This is a genomic window from Micrococcus sp. HSID17227 (assembly GCF_003989405.1).
GTDB classification, from domain to species: domain Bacteria; phylum Actinomycetota; class Actinomycetes; order Actinomycetales; family Micrococcaceae; genus Micrococcus; species Micrococcus luteus.
In genome coordinates this window covers 1-10,016 of record NZ_RBLN01000057.1, presented here as the reverse complement: position 1 = coordinate 10,016, position 10,016 = coordinate 1, and the positions used below count along the sequence as shown (strand labels likewise).

13 protein-coding genes and 1 pseudogene are annotated in these 10,016 nt (G+C 70.8%); 7 read left to right on the top strand and 7 right to left on the bottom strand.

Features of this window, described 5'->3' with window-relative positions:
* From D8M29_RS04970 to arsB, 4 genes are all read right to left on the bottom strand, one after another.
* A partial coding sequence (locus D8M29_RS04970) for a helix-turn-helix transcriptional regulator (RefSeq protein WP_148110725.1) occupies positions 1-179 on the bottom strand: 179 nt, incomplete at its 3' end.
* Between the two features lie 98 nt (positions 180-277).
* A complete protein-coding gene (locus tag D8M29_RS04965) occupies positions 278-1,615 on the bottom strand; it encodes an FAD-dependent oxidoreductase (protein ID WP_153239432.1) in 1,338 nt (445 codons plus the stop codon).
* 28 nt (positions 1,616-1,643) lie between these two features.
* Positions 1,644-2,072 (bottom strand): low molecular weight phosphatase family protein, encoded by a 429-nt coding sequence (locus D8M29_RS04960; protein ID WP_002855764.1) that lies wholly within the window; start codon positions 2,070-2,072, stop codon positions 1,644-1,646.
* Between the two features lie 23 nt (positions 2,073-2,095).
* Entirely contained in the window at positions 2,096-3,187 is a 1,092-nt protein-coding gene (arsB, locus tag D8M29_RS04955; protein WP_095695047.1) for an ACR3 family arsenite efflux transporter, read from the bottom strand.
* 81 nt (positions 3,188-3,268) lie between these two features.
* Between arsB and D8M29_RS04950 the strand changes: the two genes are divergently transcribed.
* Entirely contained in the window at positions 3,269-3,634 is a 366-nt protein-coding gene (locus D8M29_RS04950) for a helix-turn-helix transcriptional regulator (RefSeq protein ID WP_127435256.1), read from the top strand.
* Positions 3,635-3,718: 84 nt separating this feature from the next.
* Positions 3,719-3,952 (top strand): annotated as a pseudogene (locus D8M29_RS04945) (ISL3 family transposase); the annotation flags it as partial.
* 121 nt (positions 3,953-4,073) lie between these two features.
* Here D8M29_RS04945 and D8M29_RS04940 read toward each other — a convergent pair.
* Positions 4,074-4,907, bottom strand: a complete 834-nt coding sequence (locus D8M29_RS04940; protein ID WP_127435255.1) for an aldo/keto reductase — start codon at positions 4,905-4,907, stop codon at positions 4,074-4,076.
* Positions 4,908-5,390: 483 nt separating this feature from the next.
* Between D8M29_RS04940 and D8M29_RS04935 the strand changes: the two genes are divergently transcribed.
* The 3 genes from D8M29_RS04935 to D8M29_RS04925 are packed head-to-tail and all read left to right on the top strand — an operon-like array spanning position 5,391 to position 7,449.
* Positions 5,391-6,056, top strand: coding sequence for a biotin transporter BioY (locus tag D8M29_RS04935; protein WP_095695044.1), 666 nt, complete (start codon positions 5,391-5,393; stop codon positions 6,054-6,056).
* Positions 6,053-6,814, top strand: a complete 762-nt coding sequence (locus tag D8M29_RS04930; RefSeq protein ID WP_127435254.1) for an energy-coupling factor ABC transporter ATP-binding protein — start codon at positions 6,053-6,055, stop codon at positions 6,812-6,814. Before D8M29_RS04935 ends, D8M29_RS04930 begins: the two co-directional genes overlap by 4 nt.
* A complete protein-coding gene (locus tag D8M29_RS04925) occupies positions 6,814-7,449 on the top strand; it encodes a CbiQ family ECF transporter T component (protein ID WP_127445825.1) in 636 nt (211 codons plus the stop codon). Before D8M29_RS04930 ends, D8M29_RS04925 begins: the two co-directional genes overlap by 1 nt.
* A 97-nt stretch (positions 7,450-7,546) precedes the next feature.
* Here D8M29_RS04925 and D8M29_RS04920 read toward each other — a convergent pair whose 3' ends face one another.
* Positions 7,547-7,999, bottom strand: coding sequence for an acyl-CoA thioesterase (locus D8M29_RS04920; protein ID WP_010080066.1), 453 nt, complete (start codon positions 7,997-7,999; stop codon positions 7,547-7,549).
* 125 nt (positions 8,000-8,124) lie between these two features.
* Here D8M29_RS04920 and D8M29_RS04915 point away from each other — a divergent pair, with 125 nt between their 5' ends.
* Together D8M29_RS04915 and D8M29_RS13515 are read left to right on the top strand one after the other, a co-directional pair.
* Entirely contained in the window at positions 8,125-8,637 is a 513-nt protein-coding gene (locus D8M29_RS04915; protein WP_127445824.1) for a hypothetical protein, read from the top strand.
* On the top strand, positions 8,631-8,780 hold the full coding sequence (locus D8M29_RS13515; protein WP_153240280.1) for a hypothetical protein: 150 nt from the start codon (positions 8,631-8,633) through the stop codon (positions 8,778-8,780). Before D8M29_RS04915 ends, D8M29_RS13515 begins: the two co-directional genes overlap by 7 nt.
* A 6-nt stretch (positions 8,781-8,786) precedes the next feature.
* On the opposite strand, the gene D8M29_RS04910 is transcribed toward D8M29_RS13515, so the two are convergent.
* The coding region (locus D8M29_RS04910; protein WP_127445823.1) for an HAD-IC family P-type ATPase at positions 8,787-10,016 on the bottom strand (1,230 nt) is incomplete at its 5' end.

Genomic DNA, 10,016 nt, shown 5'->3' with positions numbered 1-10,016 from the left:
TCGCGCAGGCATGCCAGGTGGTTGGACACGTTCGGGCGTGTCAGGTCCAGATCTCGGGCCAGTTCCGCCGGGTAAGCGGGATGGTCGAGCAGGGTCAAGATGATCCGGGATCGAGTGGGGTCGGCCATCGCTCGGCCCAACCGGTTCATCACATCAACACGAGAGGCGATAGTCAGCATTCACTGAACTATACAGTATGAGCTGAACTTACAGTGTCGCCTCGTAAAGCTATACCCCAGCGGGGCGGCACAGAACGTCGTGCCGTCCCGCTGTTTGCTCATCGGCCGACGGGGAGCTCGATCAGTTGCGGGCTGCTGCAGCAGGCGTCGCCGGCTGTGGCTGGGGCGTCGCAGCCGCCGCCGAGGTCGGTGGTGCATACGCCGGTCTCGGGTAGTTCGAGGTGGACTGCGTCGGCTGCTTTGCGGTCGCCGGCCAGGGCTGCTGCGATGGAGCGGACCTGTTCGTAGCCGGTGGCCATGAGGAAGGTGGGGGCGCGGCCGTAGCTCTTCATCCCCACGATGTAGAAGTTCGTCTCCGGGTGGGCGAGGACTCGCTCACCGTGAGGCTCGACGGATCCGCAGGAGTGGAACTCGGGATCGATCAGCGGCTCCAGCTGGGACGGTGCTTCGACGGCCGGGTCCAGGGCCAGGCGGAGTTCGGAGAGCATTCCGAGATCAGGGCGGAACCCGGTGGCGGGCACCAGCACATCGACGCTCACTTCTCGCTCCCCGTCCGGGGTCACAGCGTGGACGGTCAACGTGTCGTCGGCTCTGAAGCGAGTGATGGTGAAGGAGGTGAGGACCGCGATGCGTCCGGAGTCGACCAGCTGGCGCAGTCGCGAGCCGAGCGCTCCTCGGGCTGCGAGTTCGTCCTGGTCGCCGCCCCCGTAGACGCGGGTGAGGTCTGCGGTGCGAGCGGCCCAAATGATGGTGGTGTCGGCCTCCAGGTCCGCGAGGTCCAGCAGGGTATTGGCGGCTGAGTGGCCGGCACCGGTCACCATGACTCGCTTGCCGGCGAAGCGGTCACGGTCGCGGCCCTGCACGTCAGGCAGCGGCGCGGTGATGTGGCCCGCGGCGCGGGCCTGCTGCTCGCCGGGAGCAAGGAGCCCGGCCTGTCCGAGGGGGTTGGGCGTGGACCAGGTGCCGGAGGCGTCGATGACCGCGGAGGCGAGCACGTCTTCGCTGTGCCCGTCGGTGGTCTGGATCCGGACGAGGAAGGGGGTCTCCTCGCGGCGTGCGGTGCGGGTCTTGTCGATGCCGGCGCGGGAGACGGCGGTGACCCGCGCCCCGTAGCGGATCGACTCGGCGAGCTGGGGAAGCTGCGCGAGCGGTTCGAGGTAATGCTCGCGCAGTTCGTGACCGGTCGGGAGAACGTCGGCGTCGGGTGCGGTCCAGCCGGCAGCTTCGAGGAGACGCTGTGCGGCGGCGTCGAGGTTGTGCTGCCACGGCGAGAAGAGCCGCGTGTGCCCCCACTCGGCGATCGCGGCTCCTGCCGCGGTCCCGGCCTCGAGGATCAGGAACGGCAGGCCGCGCTCAGAGAGGTGGGCAGCGGCGGCAAGGCCGATGGGGCCAGCGCCGATGACGACAATGGGATGTGAGTTCGTTGCGGTGGTCAAGATGATGAGTCTCCTTGCTGCGGGGCGGTCAGTTCGCGGTGCCGGTGAGGTCGGTCAGGAGCTTGCGGACGTGGGTGTCGATGTCGTCGCGGACCAAGCGCATCCGCTCCATCCCTTCGATGCCGCGCTGAGAGGGCTCATCGGTGTGCCAGGTCGTGACCGGCGCGGTCATGCCCTCGACGGGTTTGATGACGGCTTCGTCGCCGATGACGATCACGTGGTCGACGCTTCGCAGCAGCTCGGGGGTGACCGGCTGCGGGACGGCGGAGGACATGTCCGCGCCGACCTCGGCGATCGCCTCCGCGGACTGGGCGTTGATGGCGGTGCCCGGGCGGGTGCCGGCGGAATGCACGTCGACCTCATCCCCGGCGTGATGGCGCATGAGGGCGGCGGCCATCTGGGACTTGCCGCCGTTCTTCACGCAGACGAACAGGACTGAAGGGCGCTTCGTGGTCATGGCGAGGGGATCCTTCTGTGGGGTCATCGGGTGGGGGCGGTGGTGTCGCCGGGGAACAGGCGCCGCCCCATAGCGAGGGCGACGTAGACGAGGGCGACGAGGACGGGGACTTCGATCAGCGGGCCGACGACGCCGGCGAGGGCCTGGCCGGAGGTGACTCCGAAGGTGCCGATGGCGACGGCGATGGCGAGCTCGAAGTTGTTGCCCGAGGCCGTGAACGCGACGGTCGTGGACTTCGCGTAGTCGAGGCCGATCGCGCGGCCGAGCAGGAAGGACCCCAGGAACATGACGACGAAGTAGACCAGCAGCGGCACGGCGATGCGGGCCACGTCCCCCGGTGCGGAGATGATCGCGTCGCCCTGTAGGGCGAACAGCAGCACGATGGTGAACAGCAGCCCGTACAGCGCCCAGGGGCCGATCTTCGGGAGGAACCGCTCCTCGTACCAGGTCCGACCCTTGGCTCGCTCACCGAGGATGCGGGTCAGGAACCCTGCGACCAGCGGGATCCCGAGGAAGATCAGCACGCTGAGGACGATCGCGCCGATCGAGAACTCGGCCGACGTGGTCGGCAGCCCCAGCCAGGATGGCAGCGCCTGGAGGTAGAACCAGCCCAGGGCACCGAAGGCGATCACCTGGAAGACGGAGTTGATCGCGACCAGCACCGCGGCTGCTTCTCGGTCACCGCAGGCGAGGTCGTTCCAGATGAGGACCATCGCGATGCAGCGTGCGAGTCCGACGATGATCAGGCCGGTGCGGTACTCTGGAAGGTCGGCCAGGAAGATCCAGGCCAGGGCGAACATGAGTGCCGGGCCGACGATCCAGTTCAGCACCAGCGAGGTCACCAGCAGGCGTCGGTCCGCGCCGATGCGCCGGGTCTCGTCGTAGCGGACCTTCGCCAGGACCGGGTACATCATCACCAACAGTCCGATCGCAATGGGCAGGGACACGGATCCGATCTTCACCGCCTCCAGCGCGGTGTTCAGGCCGGGGATGAACCGTCCCAGCAGGAGACCCACTGCCATGGCGGCCAGGATCCACACCGGGAGCCAGCGATCGAGGAAGGACATCTCCTTCATCACGCGGGGCTGCTCCACATCCTTGGTGGTCGTACTCATCGGGCTTCGACACCTTCCATCGACGGATATCGATGCGAACGCTATGCTTCACATCGATGACTGTCAATGTAAGGTGGGGACATGTCCACGACGACCGCGATCACAGCTGCCGGGCTCGAGACGATGAACGGCCCTGAGGAGTGCTGCAGGCTCTCAGCGGGGCCCGTCGACAGCGTCGAGGCCGAGAGGATCGCGTCCTTGCTCAAGGCGCTTTCCGACCCGACCCGTCTCCGGCTTCTGTCCCATGTCGCTGCTCAGGGCTGCAATTCGGTCTGCGCCTGTGATCTCACCGAGCCGCTGGGCATCAGCCAGCCGACCGTGAGTCACCACATGAAGAAGCTCGTCGACGCTGGCCTGCTCACGCGCGAGCAGAAGGGCCGCTGGGCGCACTACTGCGTCGTGCCGTCGGCCTTCGCCGAGCTCCGTTCCTTCCTCGACATCGCCTGAACCCCCGCCGCCGACTTTGGAGATCCTCCTGACCGCACGGCCCAGTGTCCAGGTCGTCTGCGTCCACAACGCCGGTCGCTCGCAGTCCGGTTAGCCGGCGACGCGTTGGTCCGCTGCCACCGCCGGGTCCAGCAGGACCTGCATGGCCACCGCGGCCGCACGGGCGACCCGCTCTACTCCGCCCGTCGAACCCTGCACGCCGGAACCGGGTTGCTCACCGACAAGCAGAGGGCCCGGCTCGAGGCCACTTGGGGGACCTGCCAGCGGATGATCAGCGCCTACCGCGAACCCGACAGGGCTCGAGGAAAGGAGTCGATGGTTGGCGTGCACAGGTTCAGGAGGAGGTGACAGGCAGGTCCTTCGGAGACTTGCGCTGACCGGAGCGCTGCCCGGACTGCCCGGGCTGCCCGGAACGACCGGGCTGCGCCCTTGGGCAGGGTCACAGCATCTCGAGTGGTCGCGGTCCGCTCGGGGGCGGAAACGCACGGTCCAGAGCATCCAGGTCTTCGCGGGTCAGGTCCACGTCCAGTGCTGTGGCGTTGTCGCGCACGTGCTGCGGGCTGCTCGCCTTGGGGATCGTGCAGAGCGAGTCGCGGCGCAGCACCCAGGCAAGGGCCGCCGCCGCGGGGCTGACGCTGTGACGGGCCGCGACGTCGTTCAGCGTCGTGTCGTGAAGGATGCGGCCCTGCTCGATCGGCGAGTACGCCATGACCGGCAGCTGGTGGTCGGCGCACCACGGCAGGAGGTCGTACTCCGGTCCTCGCCGCGACAGGTTGTACAGCACCTGATCCGTGGCCAGCCCGCTGCTGCCCGGCACGTCCTGCAGGTCGGCGAGGGCCCGGTGGTCGAAGTTGCTGACGCCCCAGTATCGGATTTTCCCGTCCTCGACGAGCTGGTGGAAGGCCGCGACGGTGTCCTCCAGCGGGTACCTGCCCTGCCAGTGCAGCAGGTAGAGGTCGATCCGATCGGTGCCCAGGCGTTTCAGGCTGCGTTCGCAGGCCGCGATCGTGCCGGAACGTGAGGCGTGGGACGGCATGACCTTGCTGACCACGAACGCCTCGTCGCGGCGACCCGCCAATGCTTCACCGACCACCTCCTCCGCGCCGCCGTCGGCGTACATCTCGGCGGTGTCGACCAGCGTCATGCCCAGCTCGAGGCCGGCGTGCAGCGCGGCGACCTCGTCGCCGCGGCGGCCGGGGTCCTCACCCCAGCCCCAGGTGCCCTGGCCCAGCACAGGGATGGACTCACCGCTCGGCAGCGTTATCCGTCGCATCCGCGATCACTTCCTTCTGGTTGTCCTGAGGTGGGACGTGGGCTGAGATCCTCGAAGGGTCGGCGCGTCCTCGACCGGTGCTGGCTTATAGGAGGGTGGCGGGTACCGAGGTGCCGGGTGTCGAGCTGGTAGTCAGCCCCGCCTGCGCCATGTGGCGTACCGGGCTGCTCACGAGCGGTTTCCGGCGCCGGTGGGCTGGACGGTACCACCACGGCGGAACAGAAGGCAGAGGTCATCGGGTGAGCGGCTGGTGTCCAGGTTCCCGTCTCGGGCCGCATACTTCGTTCCTGCTGATCGCCGGTCAGCACAACGCCCAAGCCGCCCACAGTCTCGCCTGTCACCCTGGCAGCGCACCCCGGCCGCCCACACCTCCGCCCCTGCAGTAGACTCCTGAACACTGTTCAACTCGTCGGGCCCTCGCCATGCGCCCAGCGCCTCGGCTGAGCGCCCCCTCGCACTCGCTTCCGCACCAGGAGTCCCTCCATGAGCACTTCCGTGCCCTCGTCCCACGACGGCCACGTCCGCCCCGCGGCCACCACGACGGCGGACCGCCCCACCGACGCCGGCCGCCCCCGTCGCGGTTCCGCCGGCGGCAGCCTTGCACGCATCGCCGTCATGACCGCGCTGATGGCCGTCCTCGGTCTGGTGCCGCCGATCGCCGTCGCCGGTGTGCCCGCCCCGATCGTGCTGCAGAACATCGCCGTGATCCTGGCCGGTGTGATCCTCGGCCCGTGGCGCGGGGCCGCCTCGATGGCGCTGTTCGCCGGCCTCGTGGCGCTCGGCCTGCCGCTGCTCAGCGGCGGCCGTGGCGGCCTGGGCGTGTTCGCCGGCCCGACGGCCGGCTTCATCCTCGGCTGGATCCCGTCCGCGCTGATCGTCGGCCTGATCTTCTGGGCCCTCACCTCCCGGGCCCGTCCCGGCCTCGGCGCCGGACGGGTCGCGCTCGGTGCGGCCGTCGCCGGGCTGATCGGCGGCATCGTCATGGTCTACTTCTTCGGCGTGCTCGGCTTCGTGGGGATCGCCGGGATGGAGTTCGGGGCCGCCGTCCTCTCCATGGCCCCGTTCGTGCCCGGTGACCTGATCAAGCTCGTCGTGGCCGTCATCCTCATCGTCGGCCTGTGGAAGGCCTACCCCCGCGCCTTCCGATGAGCCCGGATCGCTCCGTCACCCTCACGGGCGTCCGCGTCGAGGCCGACGGCCCCGAGGGCGTCGTCGTGCTCCTCGACGGCGTGGACCTCACCCTCACGGCCCCGCGTGTGGCGGTGATCGGGGAGAACGGCTCCGGCAAGTCCACGCTGGCCCGCGCGATCGCCGGGCTGGCCGACGTCGTCGCCGGGGAGGTGACCGTGCACGGGGTGGACGCCGTCCGGGACGTGAAGGCGCTGCGCCGCACCGTCGGCTTCGTGTTCGCGAACCCGGCCGCGCAGATGGTCATGCCCACCGTCCGGGAGGACGTGGAGCTGACCGTGAAGTCGCTCAGGGGCGACGCCGGCCGCCGCCTGACCCAGGACGACGTCGCCGCGCGCGTGGCCGCGGCGCTTCAGGAGCACCGGCTCACCGCGCTCGCGGACCGGGCGTGCCTGTCCCTGTCCTCGGGGCAGGCGCAGCGGCTGGCCATGTGCTCGGTGATGACCGCCGGGCCGTCCCTGGTGATCGCCGACGAGCCGACCTCCCTGCTGGACGGCCGGCACCGGCGGATCGTGGCCGACCGGCTGCTGGCCGCAGACCCCTCCGCCCCGGACGGGTTCCAGCTGCTGCTGGTGACCCACGACCTCGAGCTGGCCCGTGCGTGCGACGAGGCCGTGTGGATCCACGGCGGCCGTGTGGAGCGGACCGGCCCGGCCGGGGACGTGGTCGAGGCGTACGAACGCTTCCTGGACCACGCCGTGGCGGCGGAGCTGCGCTGATGCTCTCCCTGTACATCCACGGCGACTCGCCCCTGCACCGCGCCCGCGCCGGCCTCAAGACGGGCCTGTTCGCGGTGTGGGTGCTGGCCCTGACCCTGCTGCCGCCGTCCCTGTGGACGGCGGGCGCCGCCGTCGTGGGCGCCGTGGCCGCGTACCTCGTGGGCTTCGGGCTGCGGCGCGGGGCGGCGATGATCGCCTCCGACCTGCGCGCCCTGTGGCTGTTCTACGTGGTCCTGTTCGCGGCGCAGTGGATCTTCACCGACGCGTTCGCGGCCGGACTCATGGTGGCGCGCGTGCTCGGGCTCGTGCTCACCGCGCAGGTGTTGACGCGCACCACCCGGATCGCGGACATGACCGGGGTGGCCGAGGCGGTGCTGCGGCCGGTCGAGCGGATCCCGTGGGCGGGGCCGCGCCTGGCGCGGGCGGGGTTCCGCGCCGACCGCGTGGGCCTGGCGATGGGCCTGGTGCTCTCCTCGATCGGCCACCTGCGGGCGCTGGCCGAGCAGATCCGGCATGCGCAGGCCGCCCGCGGGGTGCGGATGGCGCCGTGGGCCTGGGCGCTGCCGCTGCTGGTGCTCAGCTTCAAGCACGCGGACGACGTCGGGGACGCCCTGGCCGCCCGCGGCATCGACTAGAGCTGCCCGCCCTTCCGCGTTGGGGGCGGAACTCGGCGGTATTCGGGGTGGGGATCCCCGAGTTCCGCCCCCGGACCGCGTGGGGTGGCGGGCCGGCTCAGAGGGGGCCGTCCAGGGGCAGACGGTCGCGGTCGTAGGTGATCTCGGTGAAGCCGTGGGGCACGGGCTTGCCGTCCTCGCCCAGGGACACGAACACGATCTTGTCGATGGTCAGGATCATCTCGCCGGTCACGATGTTCCGCACCTTCGCCCGCATGGTCAGGGACGTGCGCCCGAACTCGGTGGCGCGCAGGCCCATCTCGATCATGTCGCCCTGCTTCGCCGAGGCCAGGAAGTTGATCTCCGAGATCAGCTTCGTCACGCACCGCGGGTTGCCCAGCTGCAGGGTCGCGTAGATGGCCGCCTCCTCGTCGACCCAGCGCAGCAGCGAGCCGCCGAAGAGGGTGTTGTTCGCGTTGAGGTCCTCCGGCTTGACCCACTTGCGGGTGCGGAAGTTGACGTCGTCGTGGGCGGCGCGGTCGGCCGAACGGGTGAAGAGCGTGGAGTCCATGGCCCCACGGTAGAGCGACGGCGACGCCGGCACGAGGGAGGGCGCCCGATGCGCAGACGTGCTCGACCGGGCCGTAGGGTCGCCGGGAGGGATCCGCAACGGACCACACAGGAAGGACCCGACCGATGACCATCCGCCCCCACTCCGACCCCGCCACACCCGACGCCACCTGGCGCGATGTGCCGGTGGTCGGCTTCACGGTCGCCGCCGGCATCGCCGTCCTGTTCTGCCTGGTCTGGCTGCTCCGGGATGGGCTCACCACCGACTACACGTGGGGGCTGCTGCTGGCCCCGGTGCTCATGGGTGTGGCCGGGGTGGCGGTGATGGTCCTCTGGGAGCGGCTCCTCGCCCGCGTCCCGCGGCTGGCCGCCACGCTGGTCGCCGCCGTCACCCTCCTGGCCTTCGGGCTGGTGCTCGCCTGGTGGCTCGTCGAGGTGAACGCACAGACGCACCTGTTCACCGGGAGCACGTTCTGGCTGCTCGCCGTCGCCCCGGTCTGCGCGGGCCTCGCCTGGCTCGCACACCGGCTGCTCCCGGCGGCCCGCCGGCCCGTGGGGGAGCCCCCCGCCGCCCTCGACGACGACGCCTGGGCCCGCCGCCCCGCCGGCGGGCCTGGGCGGTCACCGCGTTCGTGGTGATCATCCTGGCCACCCGTCTCCCGGGCGTGGTGGCCGGGGAGCGGCTCAGCGCGTGGGACGTCGCGTACCCGCTGGTCGCCGTCGTCGTGCTGGTGTGGACGTGGCTCGACTACCGGGCCGCCGTGCGTCGCGCCCGCCGCTGAGGGGTCTCAGGCCCCCGCGGCGGCCAGCACCCTCGCCACGTGCCGGCGGTGCACCTGGTGGATGACCTCGATCAGTCCGCACCCGAGCGCGGCGACCACCAGCGCGGCCACGAGCACGTCCGTGGGCGGGACCTCCATCCGGTGGTACCAGCGGGAGGCCGGCACCAGCACGACGGCGGCCAGCACCGCGTACATCGCCAGGATGAGGACCACCACGCGCGCGCTCAGCGGCCGGGACATCACGCTGAGCACCCACAGGCCCAGCAGGGTCAGGGTGATCATGAACGCGGCCTGCTGGCGGGCCAGGTCGACGTCGCCGGCGGTGAGGCGCACGTACGTCTGCAAGGCCACCATGGACAGCAGGATCACCGCGCCGGAGGGGATCGCGAACCGCAGCGCCCGCCCCAGAAAGCCGGGCACATAGCGGCGCGGGTTCGGCAGCAGGGCGAGGAAGAACGTGGGCGCGCCGATCATGATGAAGTCCACGGTGGAGGCCTGCCGCGGCAGCAGCGGGAACTGCCACGCGAACAGGGAGAACACCACGCCGAACAGCAGCGCGTACGTCGTCTTCGTCAGGTAGATGTGGGCGAGCCGCTCCATGTTCGCGATCACCTGGCGGCCCTCGCCGAGCACGCGCGGCAGGCGGTCGAAGCGCCCGTCCAGCAGCACCATCCGGGACACCGCCTTGGTGGCCGGGGCCGCGTTGCCCATGGCGATGCCCAGGTCCGCGGTCTTCAGGGCCAGGGCGTCGTTCACGCCGTCGCCGGTCATGGCCACCACGTGCCCGCGCGACTGCAGCGCCTGCACCATCGCCTTCTTCTGGTCCGGGCTGACGCGGCCGAACACGTCGTGCTCGGCCATCACGTCGGCGAGCTCCCCGGGATCGTCCGGCAGGGTGCGCCCGTCGTAGGCCTGGCCCGCCACCTCGAGGCCCACCTCACGGGCCACGGCGGCCACGGTGCGCGGGCTGTCCCCGGAGATCACCACGGTCCGCACGCCCTGGGCGTGGAAGTAGTCGAGGGTCTCGGCGGCGTCCGGGCGCACGTTCTCGCGGAACGTCACGACGGCGACCGGGACGCCTCCGCCGGGCAGCGCATCCCCGATCAGGGGCTCGTCCGTGCGGGCCAGCAGCAGCACGCGGCGGCCGGCGTCCGCGTCGGCGTGGACCTGGGCGCGGACGGCCTCGACGCGGTCGGGGCCGAGGAGCCGCTCGTCCACGAGGGCCTCGGGTGCGCC

Coding starts and splice junctions, on each gene's coding strand:
- D8M29_RS04960 (WP_002855764.1), bottom strand. CDS start 2,072: ATGACCACGAAGCGCCCTTCAGTCCTGTTCGTCTGCGTGAAGAACGGC.
- D8M29_RS04935 (WP_095695044.1), top strand. CDS start 5,391: ATGAGCACTTCCGTGCCCTCGTCCCACGACGGCCACGTCCGCCCCGCG.
- D8M29_RS04920 (WP_010080066.1), bottom strand. CDS start 7,999: ATGGACTCCACGCTCTTCACCCGTTCGGCCGACCGCGCCGCCCACGAC.
- arsB (WP_095695047.1), bottom strand. CDS start 3,187: ATGAGTACGACCACCAAGGATGTGGAGCAGCCCCGCGTGATGAAGGAG.
- D8M29_RS04930 (WP_127435254.1), top strand. CDS start 6,053: ATGAGCCCGGATCGCTCCGTCACCCTCACGGGCGTCCGCGTCGAGGCC.
- D8M29_RS04915 (WP_127445824.1), top strand. CDS start 8,125: ATGACCATCCGCCCCCACTCCGACCCCGCCACACCCGACGCCACCTGG.
- D8M29_RS04940 (WP_127435255.1), bottom strand. CDS start 4,907: ATGCGACGGATAACGCTGCCGAGCGGTGAGTCCATCCCTGTGCTGGGC.
- D8M29_RS04950 (WP_127435256.1), top strand. CDS start 3,269: ATGTCCACGACGACCGCGATCACAGCTGCCGGGCTCGAGACGATGAAC.
- D8M29_RS04925 (WP_127445825.1), top strand. CDS start 6,814: ATGCTCTCCCTGTACATCCACGGCGACTCGCCCCTGCACCGCGCCCGC.